We start from the raw sequence: 22,773 nt of genomic DNA, 5'->3' as shown, positions 1-22,773 counted from the left end.
AGGAGAAAAGATGGATATAGAGATTGTAAAACAACATAAAATTAGTGATGAAGAATATAAAGAAATTTTAAATATACTAGGTAGAGAACCTAATTTATTGGAACTTGGAGTAATTTCAGCTATGTGGAGTGAACATTGCTCATATAAATCAAGCAAAAAATATCTCAACGGATTTCCAACTAAAGCACCATGGGTTATACAAGGACCTGGAGAAAATGCTGGTGTTATTGATATAGGCAAAGGTATGGCAGCTGTATTTAAAGTAGAAAGCCATAATCATCCTAGTTTTATAGAACCTTTTGCCGGAGCAGCTACGGGAGTGGGTGGCATTTTACGCGATATTTTTACCATGGGTGCAAGAGTTGTTGCAGGTATGAATTCTTTAAAATTTGGCAATATCCATGATGAAAAAATAGGTAAACATCAAAAATATTTAGTCAAAGGTGTAGTAAGTGGAATTTCACATTATGGCAACTGCATGGGCGTACCTACTATAGGTGGAGAATGCGCTTTTGATGAGTGTTTTAATGGAAATATCTTAGTTAACGCTTTTGCACTTGGAACTTGCAAAATTAAAGATATTTTTTATGCAAAAGCTGAAGGTATAGGTAATCCTGTAATTTATGTGGGTTCAAAAACTGGTCGTGACGGGCTTGGTGGAGCTGTAATGGCAAGTGATAGTTTTAATGAATCTAGCAAAAGCTTAAGACCAACCGTGCAAATTGGCGATCCATTTGCTGAAAAATTATTAATGGAAGCTTGTTTAGAACTTTTCAAAACTGATTATATAGTTGGAATTCAAGATATGGGTGCGGCAGGACTTACTTCAAGCTCTTTTGAAATGGCAGGACGCAGTGGTAGCGGTATGAAACTTTACCTTGATAAAACTCCTATGAGAGAAGAAGGTATGACTCCTTATGAGTTAATGCTAAGCGAATCTCAAGAAAGAATGCTAATTTGTGCTAAAAAAGGCTATGAAGAGAAAGTTATTGAAATTTTTAACAAATGGGGGCTTGATGCAGCTATTATAGGCGAAGTTACCGATACTGGCAAAATGGAACTATTTTGGCATGATGAATTAGTTGGTTTGATCCCGATTGAGCCACTAAGCGAAAAAGCACCTATGCTTGATAGACCTGTATCTAAGCCAAAATACTTAGATGAAATAAAAAGCTATCAATTTAAACTTAACATTCCTACCCAAGAAGCATTTGAAAAACTCCTTGCAGATGAAAATGTTAGCAATAAAGCTTATATTTATGAGCAATTTGACTCAAGCGTACAAACCAATACTTTAAAAAGTGATGGGGCTTTAGGTGCAAATAGTATTAGAATTAAAGAAAACAATTGCTTACTTTCTATGGCAATTGAGTGTAACTCAAGATTAAACTATGTAAATCCAAAAATCGGTGCAGCAGCGGCCGTTGCAAGTGCGGGAAGAAAAATAGCATGCTCAGGAGCCAGACCTTTAGCAATTAGTGATTGTTTAAACTATGGCAACCCACAAAATCCTGAGGTAATGTGGCAATTTGCACAAGGTTGTGAAGGTATTAAATTAGCTTGTAAAGAACTCAATACCCCTGTAGTAAGTGGCAATGTTTCTTTATATAATGAAACCGATGGAGTAAGTATTTTTCCAAGTCCAACTATAGCTTGCGTTGGGGTAAATGAAAAAGCAGAAAATGTTTTAAAATCATATTTTAGCAAAGATACTAGCACTATTTATCTACTTGGAGAAAGCAAAGGTACTTTTGGAGGTTCTTTAATTGCAAAAGTATTAGATCAAAAAGTTGCTGGAGAGCTTGAAGATATTGATTTTAAAGCAGAATTAAAACTATGGGATTTTCTGTTAAAAGCAAACGAAGCAAAATTACTTGACTGTGCTAATAGTATAGGTATAGGCGGTCTTGCTATTACCTTAGCTAAAATGAGCGCAAAGGCAAATTTAGGTGTTAATGTAAAAACTAATTTTGAAAACAAAAGCTTTATTTTTGAAGAAAGTCCAACAAGAGTCATAGTCGGAGTAAAAAATGAAGAAAAATTTATTGAATTTGTAAATGAAATGGGAATTAAATTTACAAAACTTGGAAATTTAAATGAAAAAGATTTCATTTTAGATGATATTAAGATATCTTTAGCAAAACTACAAACAATTTATTTTGATAAATTTAATGAGTATTTAGGATAAAAATGCTTTTTGTTTTACTTATATTAGCAATTTTGGCATTTTATTGGTATTATAAAACATGGGGTAAAGATGATCTTTTAGACTCTTTTAAAAAAGGGGCTAAAAGTTTCTCTCAAGGTTTTAAGCAAGGCTATCACGAAGAAAGAATTGATGGCTTTAAAAGAAGATTAAACTACTATGTTATAGCACTTTTAGCAAAAATAGCAAAAAGTGATGGCAGGGTTAGCGAAAATGAAGCTAATATGATCTCACAAATTCTTGATTACAATGCCAAAGATTCAAGAGAAAGAGAATTTTTAAAACAAAGTTTTAATGAACACAAAAACACCTTAAATGATACCTATGAAGTAGCCAAAGAACTCATCAAGGAAGTACCTTTACCTCAACAAGAAAGAATTAATATATTAAATGTTTTGGTTGCAATGGCCTTGATTGATGGAGAACTTAACAGCACTAAAAAAGATGTATTAAAAGCCATTGTCAAAGCATTTAATCTTGATGTAAGTATACTTGACAGACTTCTAAATTCTATGCAAACTCAAAAGGTGGGTATGAATTTGCAAAAAGCATGCGAGGTCTTAGGTGTAAGCGAAAATGTAAATTTGCAAGAGCTTAAAAAACGCTATAGAGAACTTGCTAAAAAATATCATCCTGATATTTTAAACGCGAACAACAGCAATGAAGCAAAATTAAAAGAAGGTGTAAAAAAATTTCAAGAAGTTAATGAAGCTTATGAATTTTTAAAACAATACATAGAAAGGAAAAATCAATGAAAGCACTAATTAGTGTCAGTGATAAAGAAGGAGTGGTAGAATTTGCTAGTGAGCTTGCAAAATTAGGTTTTGAGCTTTTATCTACTGGAGGCACTTATAAGCTTTTAAAAGAAAACAACCTGCAAGTACAAGAAGTTAGTGATTTTACTCAAAGCCCTGAAATGTTTGAAGGACGCGTAAAAACCTTGCACCCAAAAATTCATGGTGGAATTTTATATAAAAGAGAAGATGAAAGTCACCAAAAACAAGCCAAAGAACACAACATCGAAAGCATAGACTTACTTTGTGTAAATTTATATCCTTTCAAAAAAACTACAATTTTAACTCAAGATTTTGATGAAATTGTAGAAAATATAGATATAGGCGGTCCTGCTATGATACGCAGTGGTGCAAAAAACTTTAAAAATGTCATTGTAGTTTGTGATATTTTAGACTATGATAAAATCATCCAAGCTTTAAAAGATAATACTTTAGATCTTGATTTTAGAAGAGCTTTGATGATCAAAGCTTATGAGCATACAGCAAATTATGATGCTTATATAGCAAATTATATGAATGAGCGTTTTAATGGTGGTTTTGGGGCAAGTAAATTTATTGTAGGTCAAAAAGTGTTTGACACAAGATATGGAGAAAACCCTCATCAAAAAGGTGCTTTATATGAATTTGATGACTTTTTCACGCACAATTTTACAACCTTAAAAGGTGAAGCAAGTTTTAATAATCTAACCGATATCAATGCTGCTTTAAATTTAGCAAGCACTTTTGACAAAGCTCCAGCAGTAGCCATTGTAAAACATGCAAATGCTTGTGGATTTGCTATAAAAGAAAACTTACTCCAAAGCTATATCCATGCGCTTAAATGCGATACCTTGAGTGCTTATGGAGGAGTTGTAGCTATCAATGGAACTTTAGACAAAGAATTAGCGCAAAAAATCAATGAAATTTATATAGAAGTAATCATTGCAGCAAATGTAGATGATGATGCTTTGGAAGTTTTTAAAGATAAAAAGCGTATTAAAATCTTTACACAAAAAGCACCATTTTTAACTAGAGCTTATGATAAATATGATTTTAAACACATAGATGGTGGTTTTGTATATCAAGATAGCGATGAAGTTAAAGAAGATGAATTAAAAAATGCAGTATTAAAAAGCGAAAGAAAAGCTAATGAACAAGAATTAAAAGATCTTAAAATAGCTATGAAAATTGCTGCATTTACCAAATCAAATAACGTAGTTTATGTAAAAAATGGCGCTATGGTAGCCATTGGCATGGGTATGACAAGTCGTATTGATGCAGCTAAAGCAGCTATTAATAAAGCTAAGGAAATGGGACTTGATTTACAAGGTTGTGTTTTGGCAAGTGAGGCTTTCTTTCCATTTAGAGATAGCATAGATGAGGCTAGCAAAATAGGTGTAAAAGCTATTATTGAACCAGGTGGAAGCATAAGAGATGAGGATATCATTCAAGCTGCTAATGAATATGGTATTGCACTATACTTTAGCGGTATAAGACACTTTTTACATTAACACAAGGAACTTCAAATGTTTAAAAGCATAGGTGCGAAGATATCTTTAGCAATGATTTCTACATTACTAATTAGTTTTATTATCATGCAAATTATCTTACAAAAAGATTCTCAGCAAACGACCGATAGAATCAGCCGTGCACATTTAGATACCTTAAGCACTTCTGTTTTTCAAACACTAAGAATGGCAATGAATTTAGGCGATCCTGCCATTATAGAACAAACTATAAAGGATGCTGGAGAGATTGAAGGTAAATGATATAAAAAAATTTATCCTTCAAAGAGTACAATTGAACTTTTTGAAATGCAAAAATACACAACAAGTAATGAAAATATTGTCAACGAACAGTTTAATAAACCACAAATATATGCTGTTAAAATCAATAACGATCAAGGACATTATCTAAGACTTATACGTCCATTAATTGCTAATGAAAGCTGCTTAGCTTGTCATGCTAATGCTAAAGAAAGTAATGTTTTGGGTGTTATGGATATGTATAATGATTTAAAATATGTAGATGATGATTTGGCAAGTTCAACTAGAACTTATATTATAATCTTTAATGTTGCTTTGATTTTTACTGTTTTTGCTGTGCTTTATATTTTGAAAATAGTTGCAAGCAATCCTGTTTTAGATCTTTTAAAACATGCTAAAGAACTATAGCTAGCGGTGATGGAGATTTATGTGCAAGAATTAACATAAAAAGCACTGATGAGATAGGCAAAGCTTGACTTATATTAATCAATTTATTGAAAAATTCAAAATGCAGTGATTTCTACTAATGAAAATTCTCAAATGACAGATAAACAATCTAAGCTTTTAAATACCAATGCGCTTGATCTAGCAAATAGAACAAAAGAAGGTCATACAAAAACTGATGGATCTTATCATTTAAGTGAGCAAATTCATACAGAGTTGCAAGATCTTGCTGAGCTTTCAAACAATGCAAATAAGGCAAACACAAAATCTTTTAAAGTTTTAAACACCATGCTTGATTCATTAGGATAAAGTAAGAGTTGTTGCAGAAAATGAAGATGTTTTATCTCAAAAAGTTGAAGTTATGGAAAAACAAGCAGAAGAGATCAAAAAAGCTTCTGATATGATGGGGGAAATTGCTGATAAAACTAATCTTTTATCATTAAACGCAAGTATTAAAACTGCACGTGCTGGAGAATTTGGTCGTGGTTTTTCAGTTATTGCTGAAGATGTAAGAAATCTTGCTCAAAGCTCAGAAGAATTTTTAAAAAATATTGCTATTATCACCAAGCAATTAGTAGATAACATTAATGAAGTTTCCAAAGAACTAAAACATAATGCTAAAGAAATTAATTCTTTAAATCAAGACGCAAAAGATCTAGTAGAAGGAACCAATGAAGTAAAAGTTTGCAATGAAAATGCAAGAGACTTAGCAAATGCTTGTATGCGAAAAATCTCAAGCACACAAGAAACTTTTTTACAATCTTTACTTGATAAAATGCAAGAAACGGTAAAATTAAGCGATAAAAATGAAGAAATTTCAAAAATTTTGCTTGATGTTACTCATGAGTTAAATGTAGTTTGTCAAAATTTAGAAGATGAATTAAAACATTTTCATGTATAAGGAGAATAAAAATGAAAAAAATAATCACATTAAGTATAGCAAGTTTAGCTGTTTTTAGTGGGTGTTCTGTGGCAAATTTAAGTGTTGATGATTTACAAAATAAAGAATTTACCATAAGTTCTTATGAAGCAAATGGAAAAAGCTACAAGCTTCCTCAAAATACAAAAACAAGTATTAGTTTTGACAATAAAGACAAAAGGCTTTTTGGAACAGCTGGATGTAATAGATTTTTTGGAAATTATAAAGATCAAGGAAGTAGCATAAAAATAGAAGATAATCTTGCTTCAACAAAAATGCTTTGCGATCAAGAATCTATGAAATTTGAAGACAATTTCTTAAGATACTTTAATGGAGAATTTAAAATCATTAACGATGAAGAAGGAATTATTTTAGAAAATAAAAAAATGAAAGTTTATTTAAAATAAGCCTTAAGGCTTATTTTAAATACTCTAATATATCCTCGCAAATCCTTCTAGGTTCTTTTGCTTTATAAATAGGTCTTCCAACCACGATAAAATCTGACAAATTATCCTTAGCGCACTGTATATCAGCTACTCTTTTTTGATCATCTGAATTTTCTTTAAACGGACGAATTCCAGGCGTTAATGTAATAAAATTTGTACTTGTATTTTCTTTTATCAGCAAGCTTTCATATACCGAGCAAACCATACCATCAAGACCACTTTCATAGCTAATTTTAGAAAAATCCTTAACAGCTTGTTTGATATCTTGTTTATATATATCAAAAAACTCTTGTTCATCAAAACTAGTTAAAGCAGATACGGCAAGCACCAAAGGTCTTTTGCTTAAAACATTTAAACGCTCCATAATCATACACATAGCACTTTTCCCGGCACTTGCATGGATATTAAACATATCTACATTAAGCTTAGCAAGTTCTTCACAAGCATCTGCCATAGTATTTGGTATATCATAAAGCTTTAAATCTAAAAATATTTTAAAATTATCCACTTTTTTAATCGATTCTAAAAGCTTTACTCCATCTCTTAAATACGATCTAAGCCCTATTTTAACCCAAAGATCTAAACCTTTTAATTCCTTGGCTAAATTTATACACTCATCATAGCTTGCCACATCAAAAGCCACACAAAGTTTCATTGCGCTTCCCAATTAATTTTATCTAACACACCGTTGATAAATTTAGGAGCATTATCTCCTGCCATTTCTTTTGCAAGCTCTATGGCTTCATTAATAATAATCGCTTTTTGCGTAGAAGTAAATAAAATCTCATAAGCACCCAAACGCAAAATAGCCTTTTCTATACTAGCTACTCCATCTAACTTATGTTCTTTTAAGCACTCATTAATTTTCTCATCAAGCAAAGTAAGTTGCTCATTAATGCCATTATACAAATCTAGAGTGAATTTTCTTTGGTCATTGCGAATTTTTTTCTCATCTAAAAATTCATTAATAAAATCTTTATTTTCTTGATTTAATTGTGCTGCATAAAGCAAAGAAACAATACTTTGTCTTACTTGGTGTCTAGTAGCCATTTTAAGCCTTAATTTTTTGGATCAAATTAAGCATTTCAACCACAGTAAGCATAGCTTCAAACCCTTTATTACCCGCTTTACTACCTGCTCTTTCTATGGCTTGCTCTAAGGTATCAGTTGTTAAAACTCCAAAGCTTACAGGCACATTAGCTCCAAGTCCTACGCTTGCTATACCTTTAGTAGTTTCAGCAGCCACGTAATCAAAATGTGGAGTATTTCCACGAATTACCGCTCCAACACAACAAATCCCATCAAATTTTTTACTCTCTATGGCTTGTTTTAGTGCAAAAGGAATTTCAAAAGCACCTGGTACTAAAATAAGACTTAAATTCTCTTCCTTGCCTCCATGCCTTAAAAAAGCATCTTTAGCACCTTCAACTAAACGATCTGTGATGATGTGATTAAATCTTGCGTTAATAATTGTAATCTTCTCATCACCTTTTAAACTTAAATTTCCTTCTATTATCTTCATAATTTTCCTTTTTAAATAATTTCTTGAATTTTTAAAAGCGCATTTACGCAGTTTTTAAGTCTTAAAAGATCAAGCATATTTGGTCCATCACATAAAGCCTTGCAAGGATCAATGTGCGTTTCAAAGAAAAATCCATCTACACCTACACTAGCCGCAGCTCTTGCTAAAGGCTCAACAAATTCACTTTTACCTCCACTACTTCCACCATTTGCACCAGGCATTTGTACGCTGTGAGTAGCATCAAAAACAACCGGAGCATATTTTCTCATGATAACCAAACTTCTCATATCTACAACTAAATTTCCATAACCAAAACTCGAACCTCTCTCAGCTACAAAAACTCCATTTTTTTTAGCTACTTCAAAACCTTCTTCGTTAATGCCTCTAGTTTGTAAAATTTTAGCTACACTGTATTTAATATCTTCAGGATTTAAAAATTGTCCCTTTTTTACATTTATTTTAGCCTTTGTTTTAGCAGCAGCTACTAACAAATCAGTTTGCCTACATAAAAAGGCTGGAATTTGTAAAACATCTACAACCTCAGCTACAACACTTGCTTGAGAACTTTCATGAATATCAGTAAGAATTTGCATACCAAATTTATCTTTAACTTTTTGCAAAATTTCCAAACCTTTTTCAAGACCTGGTCCTCTAAAACTACTAATACTAGTTCTATTTGCTTTATCAAAACTTGATTTAAAATAAAAATCAATTCTATCATCTTTTAAAAAGCATCCAAGCTCTTGTGCAACCTTAAAAACAAGCTCTTCATTTTCTATCACACAAGGCCCTGCTATTAGTATCATTTTTTTCATCATAACTTCCTTATTTTTTATTATTTTACTTTATTTTTATTATTTTCTTCAAGAGGGAAAACAAAATTTAAAATAATAGCTGTAATCCCACCTGCTGCAATCCCTGAAGAAAATAAAGTCTTAAACCACATTGGCATAAATTCTAAAATATCAGGATTATTAGAAACTCCAAGTCCTATACCTAAACTCATAGCTATGATGATAATAGAACGACGGTTTAAATTTTCCTTAGAAATAATTCTAACTCCCGTTGCAGCTATAGTGCCAAACATCACTAAAGTTGCTCCACCTAAAATAGGCTCTGGAATTTGTAAAGTAATATCAGCCACAATAGGAAATAAACCTAAAATCATCAACATAAAAGCTACAATAAATCCCACATATCGACTTGCAACACCTGTTAAAGCTATAACACCATTATTTTGCCCAAAACATGAATTTGGAAAAGTATTAAAAAAGGCTGAAACAAAAGAGTTAAAACCATTAGCTAAAACCCCGCCTTTTAATCTTTTCGCATAAAGTTCACCCTTAACAGGTTGATTTGAAACTTCACTGGTAGCACTAATATCGCCTATAGTTTCTAAAGAAGTTACCATAAAAACCAAAATCAAAGGTAAAATGAGATTATAATCAATACTCAAACCATAGTGTAAAGGATCAGGTAAAAATATCAATGGTAATTTTTCATTAAAATTAAAACTAAAATTTTCAAAAGTCATAGCTACCAAAAGTCCTATAATCATAGCTATAAATAAAGAAGAAATTCTTATATAAGCATTATTAAAGCGATTTAAAATAATAATGCTTAAAATTACAACCCCTGCTAGTAATAAATTTTGTAAAGAACCAAACTCACCACTTGTCTTAGCAGCAAATCCACCACCAGCACTTACAAGTCCAACATTAATCAAACTAAGACCTATAATCATTACTACTATACCAGAAACCAAAGGCGAAATCACTCTTCTAATGAAAGGTAAAATTTGAGAGATAATCATTTCAGTAGTAGAACAAAGCATTAAAGTTCCAAAAATAGCTCCAAGCATTGCTTCTTGAGATAGGCCATTATTTTTTAAAACAAGTCCACCTAAAATAATAGGTGCGACAAAATTAAAACTAGTCCCTTGTATAGATAAAAGCCCACTTCCTATAGGACCCCAAGTTTTAATCTGTAAAAGCGAAGCAACACCTGAAGCAAAAAGCGACATGCATATAATTCTAGCTGTATTACTATCATCTATCCCTAAGCCTTTGCAAATTAACAATGCAGGGGTAATTACAGCTACAAACATAGCCATCAAATGTACCAATGCAGCAAAAAATGCCTTAGCAAAAGGCGGTTTATCTTCTAAACCATAAATCAAATCTGCTTTATTTTCCATTTTTCTTTCCTTTATCTTGTTTACTAACCAAAACAATACCCCCTATGATAATACTAAAAATTCCAACAAATACCATAAAGCTAGGAAAACTATCTCCTAACAATATCCCCAAAAATAAAGTAAAAACAACATCTATATAGCTAACTCCTGCCACAACTCCTGCTTTTTTTGCAACCCCATAAGCTTTAGTAACATGAATTTGATACATCGCACCAAAAATTCCCATTAAAATAATAAAAACCCAAGCTTTAAAACTAGGCATTATAAAAGGAGCAATTAAAAAATCAAGCTCTTTTGGATCATAAAAAGAACCAATAACCATAGACAATAAAGGCATAAGAGTACCGATTAAAACAAACGATAAAGCTATAAAAGGAGCAGGATATGATTTTCTAAGCTCTCTTACGCTAGTTAGTGCCAATGCTGCACAAAATCCACTTAAAATTCCTAAAATACTATTTTTTAAATCAAATCCAGAATGCATAGTGCTATCTGCAAAAGGTTGACAAATCAACAACACTCCAATAAAAGCAATTAAAATCCCAAAACAAGCTTTTAAACCTAAGCTTTCCTTAAAAAAGAAAAAAGCAATTAAGGCTATAAAAATAGGTGCAGTTTTTTGAAAAGCAAAAGCACCCCCTAAAGAAATATTAGCGACATTATAAAAGAAAAGATACAAAGCAATTGTTCCAATAACACCTCTAAATATAAGTAAACCTAAATGTCCGCCACTTTTATGAAAATTTAATTTCGAAAGAGCATAAAGCATAAAAGCAGTGCCTATGATATTTCTAAAAAACATAATTTCAATAGATGAAATTTCTTCACTTAGAATTTTCGCACAAGCACCTACAAGTGCAAATTCTATGGAAGCAATAATCATAAAATATATGCCTAAATTTTTCTTAACTATTCTTAACATTTATTTTCCGTGTAAAAATTCATGTTATTTTAGTCTTTTTTGCTTAATTTTAAGGCAATTTTTATATAATCACAAATAAAAATTTGAAAAATGGGTATAAATGCAAAGTATTATTTTAATAGGGAAACCAAATGTTGGCAAATCAAGCCTTTTTAATAGACTTGCAAAAAAGCGTATAGCTATAACTAGTGATATAAGTGGAACAACAAGAGATACTAATAAAATAGAAGTAGAAATTGATGATAAAAAAGCCTTATTGATAGATAGTGGCGGACTTGATGAGAGCAATGAACTTTTTAAAAATGTTAAAGCAAATTCACTTAAAGTTGCTAAAAATAGTGATATTATTTTTTATATGGTAGATGGTAAATTTTTACCTGATGATGAAGATAAAGCTTTTTTTTATGAAATGAAAAAACTCAACAAACCTACAGCTTTAATAATCAATAAAATAGATAACAAAAAAGATGAAGAAAGATCTTGGGAATTTTCAAATTTTGGTGTAAAAGAAGTTTTTAACATCTCTGTTACACATAATATAGGAATAGATGAGCTTTGCACGTGGACTAGTAGATTTTTAAATGAAAGTTTTTTAAATGCAGATGAAGAAGAAGATTTTGAGAGTTATTTAGAAAATTTTGATGAATATAGTGGAGATTTTAAACTAAAAACCATCAATGAAAATCATATTAAAGTGGGAATTATAGGTAGAGTAAATGTAGGAAAATCAAGTCTTTTAAATGCCTTAGTCAAAGAAGAACGCTCTGTGGTAAGTAATATAGCAGGAACAACGATTGATCCTGTTAATGAAAGCATTATGCATAAAGATAAAATCATTGAATTTATAGATACTGCAGGCATTAGAAAGCGCGGAAAAATACAAGGTTTAGAGCGTTATGCACTAAATAGAACTGAATATGCCCTAGCTAATGCTCAAATTGCACTTTTAGTCCTTGATGCAGCTGAGGGTTTTAACGAGCTTGATGAACGTATTGCGGGACTTGCTGCTAAGCATTGTTTAGGTGTGATTATCGTGCTAAATAAATGGGATAAAAGCGAGCTTGATTTTGATAAAACTTTAAAAGAATTAAAACTAGATCGTTTTAAATTCTTAGCTTATGCACCTATAATAAGCGTTAGCGCATTAAGTGGTAAAAGAATACATGTGCTTTTGGATAAAATTTTAGATGTTTTTGCAAATTTCACACAAAAAATTCCAACTGCCAAACTAAATGCTTTAGTAGAAGAAGCCACAAAAGCTCACCCACTGCCACACGATTATGGTAAATTAGTAAAAATTTATTATGCAGCTCAATATGATTTAGCACCACCAAAAATAGCTTTAATTATGAATAGACCAAAAGCTTTACACTTTAGCTATAAGCGCTATTTGCAAAACCAAATTAGAAAGCAATTTAATTTTGAAGGTGTTCCTTTGATTTTAGCTTCAAGAAAAAAAGGTAGCAAAGATGAACAAGAAAGATAATCTCCTTTTTGTTGGATTTATGGGTTGTGGTAAAACTACCATAGCAAGAGCTTATGCGAAAAAAAATGATAAATTCTTTTTAGATACAGATATTCTAATCAAAGAAAAATATAATCTTAAAATTAGTGAAATCTTTAAATTGTATGGAGAGAAAGTATTCCGTAAAGAAGAAAAAAAACTTGTTTCATTTTTAACTAATGTACAAAATTGCTCTATTGCAAGCGGTGGTGGTTTTATAGAACAAAAAAAGTTAAAAGATATCGGTATTATTATATATTTAAGGGCAAATTTTGACTATCTGTGGCAAAGATTGAATTCTAAAGAATTATCTATAAGACCTTTATTGACAAATATCAACAATGCCAAAATACTATTCGAACAAAGAATTCAAAAATATGAAAAAAAAGCAAATATAATTATTGATATCGAAAACAAAAGTATCCAAGAAATAGTAAAAGAAATTAAAAAAGAGGTAAAATGAGAGTTATTACAGGTTTGCAACCAAGCGGAGATTTACATATAGGAAATTATTTTGGTTCTATAAAACAAATGCTAAATATGCAAGAAGAAAATCAAATGTATATGTTTATAGCTAATTATCATGCTATGACTTCAAGTTTTGATGGCGAAAAATTAAAACAAAACTCACTTAAAGCAGCTGCTGCTTTTTTAAGCTTAGGAATTGACCCACAAAAAAGCGTATTTTGGCTTCAAAGTGATGTAAAAGAAGTAATGGAGCTTTATTGGATTCTTTCTCAATTTACCCCAATGGGACTTTTAGAAAGAGCACATAGTTATAAAGATAAAATCACAAAAGGATTAAATGCTAATCATGGACTTTTTTCTTATCCTGTTTTAATGGCTGCAGATATTTTACTTTTCAATGCTCAAGTAGTTCCTGTAGGTAAAGATCAAATTCAACACGTTGAAATAGCAAGAGATATAGCTTTAAAAGTAAATAATGAATGGGGTGAAATTTTTACCTTACCTCAAGCTAGAGTTAGTGATGAAGTTGCGGTAGTACCTGGTACTGATGGAGCAAAAATGAGTAAATCATATCAAAACACAATCGATATTTTCAATACTCCAAAAGCTATAAAAAAACAAATTTCTTCTATTGTTACAAATAGCACAGCCCTAGAAGAACCAAAAGATTATACAAATTGTAATGTTTTTAATATTGCAAAACTTTTTTTAAACAAAGATGAGCAAGAGGTCCTAAAAGCAAGATATACTAAAGGCGGAGAAGGATATGGGCATTTTAAAATGTATCTAAATGATATCATTAACGATTACTTTGCTCCAGCTAAAGAAGGATATGAAAAATTACTAGCTAATCCTTCTAAAATCGAAGAGATTTTAGAATTTGGAGCAAACAAAGCAAAAAAACAAGCCCGAGAAACAATGGAAAAAATTTATGCTAAAATAGGATTATAAAAAGGAGTTACATGCTAGATCTTAAACTTTTACAAAATAATTTTGATGAAATTTCAAAAAAATTAAAAACAAAAAAAATTGATGAAAATTTATTAAAAGAATTAAGTGATTTGTTTGTTAATTTAAAAAAAGAAAAAGTGCTTTTAGAAGAATTTCAAGCTTTTCAAAATAAATTTAGCAAAAAACTTGCAACAGCACAAGATAAAGAAAGTTTAAAAGCACAATTAAGTCAAAATAAAGAAAAAATAAATACTCAATCAAAAATAGTTAGTGACTTAGAGGTAAAACTGGAACAAATTGCTTTTGCAATACCAAATATACCCGATGATTGTGTACCTATTGGGGAAGACGAAGATGAAAATATAGAACTTAAAAAAGTTTTAACACCTCCTAGTTTTAATTTTGAAATTAAAGAACATCATGACTTGGGTGAAAATTTAAATTGGCTTGATTTTACAAGAGGTGTTAAGATTTCACAAAGTCGCTTTTGTGTGCTTAAAAACGAAGGGGCTTTGCTAAGTAGAGCTTTAGTTAATTATATGATAGATTTTAACAGAAGTAGAGGTTTTGAACTAGTTAATGTACCATTTTTAGTAAATAGTGCTACCATGTATGGCACAGGACAGCTTCCAAAATTTAAAGATGACATGTATAAAATAGAAAATGAAGATTTATACCTTATCTCAACTTCTGAAATTCCTGTTACAAATCTTTATTCTAATGAAATTTTAACTCAAGAGGAGTTACCATTAAAAATGACCTGTTATAGTGCTTGCTTTAGACAAGAAGCAGGAAGTGCTGGACGTGATACAAGAGGAATTATAAGACAACATCAGTTTGAAAAAGTAGAACTTGTTAGTATATGTAAACCTGAGCAAAGTGAATTAATGTTTGAAGAAATGCTAAATTGTGCTAGTGATTTACTAAGCTCTTTGGGATTAGCTCATAGACATCTGATGCTTTGTACTGGGGATTTAGGTTTTTCAGCTGCAAAAACAGTAGATCTAGAAGTTTGGCTTCCATCGCAAAATAAATACCGTGAAATTAGTTCTGTGTCAAATTGCAAAGATTTTCAAGCAAGACGTGCAAAAATTCGCTTTAAAAATAACAATGGGAAAAATGAATTAGCACATACACTCAATGGTTCTTCATTGGCAGTTGGTAGAACTTTAATAGCAATTATGGAAAATTATCAAGATAAAAATGGTAAAATAAAAATTCCTGATGTATTAAGAAAATACTTTTAAGAGAAAACATGGCTGAAGAAATAACACTCAAAGAACAAGACAATCAAGAAGAAAATAAAAATTTTTCAGATTTAACTGAAAATACAGAGGTGGAAGAGCAAGTTTCACTTTCTAGTTCCACTTCACCCGAGCTTGAAAAAGAAAGAACTTTTCAAAGAGTAGAAGATGAACCTCGGCAAATACCACAAAAAGATGAAAAAAAACTTTTCGATAAAAAATTTCTTATTGTAATCTCAATTCTTAGTGGGCTTATTTTAATACTACTTACAATTTTAATTTTACTTACAGTATTAAAAAAAGAAAATCCTATAATAATAAATGATAATGTATTTTTAGATGATAATACAAGCAATACCAATATCACTAAAATAAAACAATCTGCTCTTGATTTAGTAATTCAAAAAGCAAATTTGTTATATGAAAAAGGCGATGTAGAAAGTGCTTTAGAATTATATAATAATATAAATATCTTCAATCAGTCTTTATCAAGCTACAATCTTGGTGTGGCACAGATGAAACAAAAAGATTATGCTAGTGCTATAGAAAATTTTAAACACTCACTAGAGCTAGAAGAACATAAAGTAGCAGCTGCAATTAATTTAGCTGTATGTTATTTTAATCTTGGAGATAAAAACAAATTTGATTATTATCTTGAATTAGCCAAAGTGCATTTGCCACATGACTCTAAATCTTCTTTATATGATTATTATTTAGGCTTAATTAACTATTATCAAGGATTCTATCCAGAAGCTTTACAAATGCTTACACGAACAAATAATATTGATGATTATCAAGGAGAATCTTATTATCTTGGAGCAAAAATTTATACACTATTAAATTCAGAAAAAAAAGCTATTGACTTCTTATTAAAGCAAGAAGATTATGAGGCTAGTCTTCCATTAGGTTTATTGTATGCTAGGTCAGGAGATTATTCAAAAGCAAAAGAATATCTTGAAAAAGCTTCAAAAATAGACTCTCAAGCAGAAAGAAGCAAAGCAGCTTTAGCTTTAGTTGAATTAAAAACAGGGCAATATAACAATAGTGCACAAATATTAAAAACTTTATTGGTAAAAGATAAAGATGTAAGTTCAAAATATTATGGTATAAAAGCTGTGTTAAAAAAAAATATTTTAAGTATTGATATAGCACAACAAAATTTTGCCAAAAAACTCATCACTGGAAAACAACAAATTTATGATTTACTATTTTACTTCTCTCCATATCGTGTATTTGATATTAGACAAAGCATGGAGCTTATAACCAAAGCTGATTTAGGAAATTTCATACAAGGATATGAATACGAAAATGAACTATTAGTTAAAAGCAAAGCTTTATCTGGTGTTAATGTAGAATTATCACATGCTATTAATTTAGCTTTTAATTTTCATCTAAGAGAAGCAAATCAAGAATTTAAAAATCTAAGTGAAATTTATCATGCACATGATGTAATCCATTATAATCTTGCTCTAACTTATGCACAATTACAAGATTATAATAATGCATCTAAGTATTTTTCAACTGCATATCATTTAAATCCTAAAAATTATTTGGCTGGAATTTTTGCTATCTTTTGTATGGATTTAGCTGAAAAAGACTACACAAAATTAGCCAATGAGTTTTTGGAAAATCTTCAAGCGGATAAAGCACTTAACCAAAATCACAATATTTATAAATATTTATTGTATTTAGTAAAAAGTGATTTTACTGCTATGATTCCTTATCTTGACAATCTATCAGTTTCCAATCATAAAACACCATTAGAATTAATGTTTACTATTGTTGCAGCAAATGGAAATAATTTAGATAAACTTAGAAATGATAAAATTAAAGAATTAAAAGAATTACTTGAAAAAGATATTATCAGTAATATTTTATATTTTAATTCTAAAAATATGAATCTAGACATCAAATCCTATGCCAAACAAGCACAGATGTACTTTTTAAACACAAAACTTAATTATAATTCTTTATTTGGTGGAGCTGGTATAGTTAGAGATAGTTATGTAACATTAATGCAAATTACTGGTTTATTAAACCATGTCAGGAATGATATTAAAAAACAGCTTTCAACAAGCAATAAAAATTCAATAGGACTAATTTTTGCTCTTGCATATATTGATATTTTTGCAAAAGAATATCAAGAAGCCTATACGCTTTATAATATTTTAATTGATGATTATAAAATCAAAGATGCACAAACATTATTTTTAGCTGCAGTTGCAGCCATAGGTTCCAATAATCCAAATTCAGCTATAGCATTACTTGAACTTGCAAGATTAGAAAACGAAGAAACACTAGAGGCTAGATTAGCTTTAGGTTTATTATATCATGAAGTACAAAACCTAGAACCTGCCGTATTTCAGTATGAAAAAATAGGTAATAATTTTAAAAGTAAATTTTTCACATTTGATATTAGAAATTAACTTTAATTGTGGAAAATATTAAAAATGATAAAATATTATCTTTATAAAAGTGGCTCCGGATGTAGGATTCGAACCTACGACCAATCGGTTAACAGCCGACTACTCTACCGCTGAGCTAATCCGGAATACCATTAAATAAGAGATGGTATTATATAAGAAAAAAAATTTTTTGTCAAGAGAAATCAAAGAAGATTCATATTTTTTTATAAAATTTTATCCCAGCAAGATCTTTTATAATTATTTTTTTTTCTTCTAGTAAAATTTGCAAGTTATTTTTACTTAATTGTGTAAAATTATTTTCAATATCAAATTCACTTTGAGCTCTTAATTGTAATATTTTTAAAAGTTCATCCACGGTAAAATCCATCTTTTCTTTTGTATAATTATGTTTTGCAAGCACGATAGGAGTATTGGTAATATACATACTCAATTCTTTGAGTTTTTGTAATGATACTCCTTTTACAGGATATGCTGGAGGTCTATCTATGGTGCTAAAATCAACTCTTAAAGGATTAATTTTTCTAAAAGCATCATTTAATGCAAGAATTTCCTCTTTTGTATCATTTAATCCTTCTACAATTAAAACTTCAATGATTAAATCACCTTTAAAATTTTGATTAAAGAGTATCATTTTTTCAATTAAATCATTTATTTTAATAACTTTTAAGGCTCTATCAATACGATAGAATGTCTTTTCTATTACACTATCAAGGCTAAATTTAACTACATCTATGTCAAGCAAAGCTTCAAAACTCTTAGGATTTAAAACTGCACTTCCATTGCTTAAAATCAAAAGTTTTTTTTTATTTTTAATTTTATTAAGCTCTTGAACTAATTCTTTTAAATGCGGATATAAACTAGGTTCACCGTTAGCTGTTAATGTTAAAAAATCAAAATCAATTTCACCATTTAAAAATTTTTCAATTTCATTTACAACTTCATTAACACTAGGGTATATCAAATATTTCTCCATAGGTTTTGCTGCTTTTAATTCACAGTATACGCAGTCAAAATTACATTGTTTTTGGCTAGGACTTAAATCAATACCAACAGAAAGTCCAAATCTCCTTGAATTTACAGGACCAAAAACAATTTTGCTCATCTTTTGGATTGCTCTTGAACTAATTTAATGAAGTATTTTGCATTTTCTACAGGAATATCAGGTAAAATACCATGACCTAAATTGAAAATGTGTGGAGTATCTTTCATAATTTTTAATATATTTTTTACACCATTTCTGATTGAATTTTTATCATATAATCTACATGGCTCCATATTACCTTGCAAGGTATATTTATAACCTAATTTTTCTTTTGCTAAATCCAAAGGCGTACTCCAATCAACTCCAAAAACATCAAATTTCCCACTAATTTGATCTAAAAAAGCACTTACACCTTTAGGGAATAAAATTACAGGAATATGAGAATATTTTTCTTTAATAAAATTAGCAATTTCGAGCATATAGTTAAAAGAAAATTCAAAAAAACCCTCTTTTTCCAAAGCACCAGCCCAGCTATCAAAAATTTGTATAGCATCAGCACCTGCTTTAATTTGCTCTTCTAAATATAATTTCAATACTTGTGTTAGTTTGCCTAAAATTTGATGCAAAAATTCAGGGTTTTGATATACAAGTTTTTTACATTTTGTATAATTTTTACTGCCCCTACCTTCTATCATATAGGTTGCAATTGTCCATGGACTTCCACAAAAGCCAATCAATGCTTTATCTTTAGCAAGTTTATCTCTAGTAAGTGATAATGCATCGTACACATAAGAAAGATTTTTTATAGCCTTTTGTATATCTAAATTTTCTAGATCCTCTTCCGTTTTAATAGGATTTAAAAACACAGGTCCTTCACCTTTTTCAAATTTTAAATCCATACCCATCTCTAAAGGAACAACTAAAATATCTGAAAATATAATTGCAGCATCAACACCTAAAATATCTACAGGTTGCAAGGTAACTTCACTTGCTTTTTTATAGTCCCTACAAAGTGATAAAAAATCTCCAGCACTTGTTCTAACTTCCATATATTCGGGTAGATATCTACCAGCTTGACGCATCATCCAAACAGGAGTATAAGAAGTTGGTTTTTTAAAACATGCATCTACAAAAATCATTATTTTTCCTCACTCATTCACTAATGATCACTTTTATGTAAAAAATATAAACCAATACAAAGGGCTAAAATAGAACCTGCAAGATAAGTCATGTCCAAAACCGTGTTAAGTTGCATTTGTAAAATTCTTTGAAAAAAATTTACTATCAATACCATAATAATCACTTTTGCAAGCTTGTCTTTTAGCTGATCTAAACTATGCACTTCTAAAACTTTAGATTGTTTTGTTTGTTTAAATTCCTCTATCTCGCTAATAAAAAGTTCATATATTCCAAAAGAAAAAATAAATAAAACCAAAGCCATTAAATATAAATCCACAGCACCTATAATTAAACCAACAACATCTTCGTGTAAATCAATTGTAGCATTATGAGTAACAAAATAGTCAAAAACAGATTTAAGCACCTTTATTATATCATAGCTAGCTATAAAAAATAATACAAAAGCACCAATAAGACCAAAAATCACTGGTAAAATGGTTACAACACGGCTTTTAACTAATAAATTTTCAAAAAATCTCTCTAACATTAATCCTCTTTCTTTTATATCAATTCTAGCCATTTTTGAGCAATACGCACGGCATTAGTTGCTGCTCCAACACGAATTTGATCAGCTACGCACCATAGATGTAAAATATTTTTATGGTTAATATCATGCCTGATTCTTCCCACATAAGTTTCATTTGTATTGCTTGTAAAAAGAGGCATAGGATATTTTTTATTTTCAATATCATCTATTACTTTAACACTTGGTGCTTTAGAAAGAATTTCTCTAACTTTAACAACATTTACATCTTTTTCAAAATGCATAGTTATAGCTTCACTATGACTTCTAAGCACAGGAACCCTTACACAAGTTGCTGAAATTTCAAGCTTTTTATGTAAGATTTTTTGTGTTTCATATACCATTTTTAGTTCTTCTTTAGTATAACCATTTTCATTAAAAACATCAATTTGTGGAATTAAATTTAAAGCTAAGGTATATGGAAAAGCTTTTGCTTCAAATTCATCTAGTTTAAATGCAAAAAAACTTTGCATACCTTGAACTAATTCTTCCATACCTTCTTTGCCAGCACCACTTGCTGCTTGATAAGTACTTACATCTACTCTTTTTAAATTAAAAATATCATCAAGCGGTTTTAAAACATGTACCATTTGTATGGTAGAACAATTTGGATTAGCAATAATTCCTGTTTTTTCCCAATCTTTAATATCTTCACTATTGCATTCAGGAACCACCAAAGGAACATTCTTATCCATTCTAAAATGGCTTGTATTATCAATCACTACAGCACCACATTCTACTGCATATTTTGCATATTTTGCACTTATATTTCCCCCTGCACTAAAAAATGCAATATCTACAGGATTTTCTTTAAAAACACTTTGAGTTAATTCTTTAACTTTAAAAGTTTTACCCCTAAATTCTATTTCACTTCCTACGCTTTTTGCACTTGCTAATGGCAAAATACTCTCAACTGGAAAATTAAGCTCATCTAAAACATTTAAAATTTCTTCTCCGACTGCTCCAGTAGCTCCTACTATAGCTATTTTTTTCATATCTTCCATCCTTTAAGTAATATTATATTTCTTCATTTTTTCAGCAAAAATTTTCTCACTCATACCTACAAGCTTAGCTGCATCACTTACATTTTGTGAATTTTTTAAAGCCTCTAATATTAATTCTTTTTCAAGATTTTTTATATCTTTACATCTTCTGCTTTCTAAAAATAAATCTTGAATACTAATTTCATCATTTTCACTTAAAATACAAGCTCTTTGTATAATAGAAATTAATTCTCTTATATTTCCTGGAAAATCATAAGCTAACAAAGCTTCTTGAGCTTTTTGACTTAAAGTTTTTTCTTTAAAATCATATTCTTTACAAGTGTCAAGCAATACTTTTTGAGCAATTTGTAAAATTTCTTCTCGACGCTCTCTTAGTGCAGGAATGTTTATAGGTATGGTATTTAGCCTATAATACAAGTCTTGTCTAAATTCACTATTTAAAATCTTTTTTTCCATATTTGCATTTGTTGCACTAACAATTCTAACATCAATTTTAATACTCTTGGTACTTCCAAGTCTTGTAATTTCTTTTTCTTGCAATGCTCTTAACAATTTTGCTTGAATTTCATAAGGCATCTCGCCTATTTCATCTAAAAATAAAGTTCCTTCATTAGCTAATTCAAAAAGTCCTATTTTGGTTGTATTTGCATCAGTAAAAGCACCTTTTTCAAAACCAAAAAGCTCACTCTCTATCAAATTTGCAGGGATTGCTGCCATATTAATAGCAACAAATGCTTTATTTGCTCTTTTTGAATTTTTATGAATATAATTAGCAAAAACTTCTTTTCCTACTCCACTTTCTCCAAAAAGCATTACACTAGCATCTGTTTTAGCTGCTTTAGTAGCTAAATTTAAACAACTTTCTAAAGCACTTGATGAACCATAAAAACCACCATTATCTTTTTCTTTAATTGGTTTTTTTGCTATTGGTTTTTTGGAAGTTTTTTCTTGGATTATTTTTGCACGCTTAATTGCAGTTACTAAAGTATTAATATCAAATGGTTTTACTAAGAAATCTTTCACACCAAGTCTTACGGCTTCAATAGCTCTATTTAAAGTAGCATTACCTGTTATAATAATAAAATCATATTTATTTTCACAAGCTTGTACAAATTCAATTCCATCCATACCTGGCATATTAATATCTGTAATGATTAAATCAACATCATCATTTAATTTTTTCAACGCTTCAGTTGCTGATTTGTAAGATTTTATAGTAAATTCTTCATACTCCCCTAAAGCAATCTCTAAAGATTTTCTCATATTTATATCATCTTCAACTATGATTAAATTCATA

Annotated in this window: 20 protein-coding genes, 1 tRNA gene and 1 pseudogene; 10 read left to right on the top strand and 12 right to left on the bottom strand. The window is 30.0% G+C overall.

Annotated features, from left to right (window positions below):
* Positions 1-10: 10 nt before the first annotated feature.
* The 5 genes and pseudogenes from purL (at position 11) to CAQ16704_RS02875 (ending at position 6,515) form a co-directional block, all read left to right on the top strand.
* Entirely contained in the window at positions 11-2,188 is a 2,178-nt protein-coding gene (purL, locus tag CAQ16704_RS02900; protein WP_039666795.1) for a phosphoribosylformylglycinamidine synthase subunit PurL, read from the top strand.
* A 2-nt stretch (positions 2,189-2,190) separates the two neighbouring features.
* Positions 2,191-2,961: a Dna-J like membrane chaperone protein gene (locus CAQ16704_RS02895; protein WP_039666794.1), complete on the top strand. Its 771-nt coding sequence runs from the start codon at positions 2,191-2,193 to the stop codon at positions 2,959-2,961.
* On the top strand, positions 2,958-4,490 hold the full coding sequence (gene purH / locus CAQ16704_RS02890; RefSeq protein WP_039666793.1) for a bifunctional phosphoribosylaminoimidazolecarboxamide formyltransferase/IMP cyclohydrolase: 1,533 nt from the start codon (positions 2,958-2,960) through the stop codon (positions 4,488-4,490). Before CAQ16704_RS02895 ends, purH begins: the two co-directional genes overlap by 4 nt.
* 15 nt (positions 4,491-4,505) lie before the next feature.
* A pseudogene (locus CAQ16704_RS08555) lies at positions 4,506-6,090 on the top strand (methyl-accepting chemotaxis protein).
* An 11-nt stretch (positions 6,091-6,101) separates the two neighbouring features.
* Positions 6,102-6,515, top strand: coding sequence for an META domain-containing protein (locus CAQ16704_RS02875; RefSeq protein ID WP_039666792.1), 414 nt, complete (start codon positions 6,102-6,104; stop codon positions 6,513-6,515).
* Positions 6,516-6,525: 10 nt separating this feature from the next.
* On the opposite strand, the gene pyrF is transcribed toward CAQ16704_RS02875, so the two are convergent.
* From pyrF to CAQ16704_RS02845, 6 genes are read right to left on the bottom strand one after another with little or no spacing between them, the layout of a single operon-like run.
* Entirely contained in the window at positions 6,526-7,209 is a 684-nt protein-coding gene (gene pyrF, locus CAQ16704_RS02870) for an orotidine-5'-phosphate decarboxylase (RefSeq protein ID WP_039666791.1), read from the bottom strand.
* The gene (gene nusB / locus CAQ16704_RS02865) at positions 7,206-7,604 is read right to left on the bottom strand and encodes a transcription antitermination factor NusB (RefSeq protein ID WP_039666790.1); all 399 of its coding nucleotides are present in this window, start codon (positions 7,602-7,604) and stop codon (positions 7,206-7,208) included. The genes pyrF and nusB overlap by 4 nt, the downstream gene beginning before the upstream one ends.
* Position 7,605: 1 nt before the next feature.
* Positions 7,606-8,076, bottom strand: a complete 471-nt coding sequence (ribH, locus tag CAQ16704_RS02860; protein ID WP_039666789.1) for a 6,7-dimethyl-8-ribityllumazine synthase — start codon at positions 8,074-8,076, stop codon at positions 7,606-7,608.
* Between the two features lie 11 nt (positions 8,077-8,087).
* Entirely contained in the window at positions 8,088-8,891 is an 804-nt protein-coding gene (kdsA, locus tag CAQ16704_RS02855) for a 3-deoxy-8-phosphooctulonate synthase (protein ID WP_039666788.1), read from the bottom strand.
* 20 nt (positions 8,892-8,911) lie between these two features.
* Positions 8,912-10,273 (bottom strand): uracil-xanthine permease family protein, encoded by a 1,362-nt coding sequence (locus CAQ16704_RS02850; protein ID WP_052244980.1) that lies wholly within the window; start codon positions 10,271-10,273, stop codon positions 8,912-8,914.
* Entirely contained in the window at positions 10,263-11,195 is a 933-nt protein-coding gene (locus tag CAQ16704_RS02845) for a DMT family transporter (protein ID WP_039666787.1), read from the bottom strand. Before CAQ16704_RS02845 ends, CAQ16704_RS02850 begins: the two co-directional genes overlap by 11 nt.
* Before the next feature lie 100 nt (positions 11,196-11,295).
* Here CAQ16704_RS02845 and der point away from each other — a divergent pair, with 100 nt between their 5' ends.
* The 5 genes from der to CAQ16704_RS02820 are packed head-to-tail and all read left to right on the top strand — an operon-like array spanning position 11,296 to position 17,788.
* Complete coding sequence (gene der, locus CAQ16704_RS02840) at positions 11,296-12,681, top strand: ribosome biogenesis GTPase Der (RefSeq protein ID WP_039666786.1); 1,386 nt, start codon at positions 11,296-11,298, stop codon at positions 12,679-12,681.
* Entirely contained in the window at positions 12,665-13,162 is a 498-nt protein-coding gene (locus CAQ16704_RS02835; RefSeq protein WP_039666785.1) for a shikimate kinase, read from the top strand. Before der ends, CAQ16704_RS02835 begins: the two co-directional genes overlap by 17 nt.
* Positions 13,159-14,118 (top strand): tryptophan--tRNA ligase, encoded by a 960-nt coding sequence (gene trpS / locus CAQ16704_RS02830; RefSeq protein WP_039666784.1) that lies wholly within the window; start codon positions 13,159-13,161, stop codon positions 14,116-14,118. The genes CAQ16704_RS02835 and trpS overlap by 4 nt, the downstream gene beginning before the upstream one ends.
* Positions 14,119-14,129: 11 nt before the next feature.
* Complete coding sequence (gene serS, locus CAQ16704_RS02825; protein WP_039666783.1) at positions 14,130-15,365, top strand: serine--tRNA ligase; 1,236 nt, start codon at positions 14,130-14,132, stop codon at positions 15,363-15,365.
* 8 nt (positions 15,366-15,373) lie between these two features.
* Entirely contained in the window at positions 15,374-17,788 is a 2,415-nt protein-coding gene (locus CAQ16704_RS02820; protein WP_039666782.1) for a tetratricopeptide repeat protein, read from the top strand.
* 50 nt (positions 17,789-17,838) lie between these two features.
* On the opposite strand, the gene CAQ16704_RS02815 is transcribed toward CAQ16704_RS02820, so the two are convergent.
* The 6 genes from CAQ16704_RS02815 to CAQ16704_RS02790 form a co-directional block, all read right to left on the bottom strand.
* Positions 17,839-17,913 (bottom strand) — tRNA-Asn (locus tag CAQ16704_RS02815).
* Between the two features lie 68 nt (positions 17,914-17,981).
* Positions 17,982-18,890, bottom strand: coding sequence for a radical SAM protein (locus tag CAQ16704_RS02810; RefSeq protein WP_039666781.1), 909 nt, complete (start codon positions 18,888-18,890; stop codon positions 17,982-17,984).
* On the bottom strand, positions 18,887-19,909 hold the full coding sequence (hemE, locus tag CAQ16704_RS02805; RefSeq protein ID WP_039666780.1) for a uroporphyrinogen decarboxylase: 1,023 nt from the start codon (positions 19,907-19,909) through the stop codon (positions 18,887-18,889). The genes CAQ16704_RS02810 and hemE overlap by 4 nt, the downstream gene beginning before the upstream one ends.
* Positions 19,910-19,929: 20 nt before the next feature.
* Positions 19,930-20,436 (bottom strand): YqhA family protein, encoded by a 507-nt coding sequence (locus CAQ16704_RS02800; RefSeq protein ID WP_039667704.1) that lies wholly within the window; start codon positions 20,434-20,436, stop codon positions 19,930-19,932.
* A gap of 14 nt (positions 20,437-20,450) precedes the next feature.
* Positions 20,451-21,476 carry an aspartate-semialdehyde dehydrogenase gene (locus CAQ16704_RS02795; RefSeq protein WP_039666779.1) on the bottom strand — a complete coding sequence of 342 codons (1,026 nt, stop codon included), beginning with the start codon at positions 21,474-21,476 and terminating at the stop codon, positions 20,451-20,453.
* A gap of 3 nt (positions 21,477-21,479) precedes the next feature.
* Positions 21,480-22,772: a sigma-54-dependent transcriptional regulator gene (locus CAQ16704_RS02790; protein ID WP_039666778.1), complete on the bottom strand. Its 1,293-nt coding sequence runs from the start codon at positions 22,770-22,772 to the stop codon at positions 21,480-21,482.
* Between the last annotated feature and the right edge of the window lies 1 nt (position 22,773).

Origin of the sequence: Campylobacter sp. RM16704, assembly GCF_000816245.1 — a bacterium.
Classification (GTDB): Bacteria; Campylobacterota; Campylobacteria; order Campylobacterales; family Campylobacteraceae; genus Campylobacter_D.
Note: the sequence above shows the minus strand (reverse complement) of the source record. Positions and strands in the feature narration are given on the sequence as shown.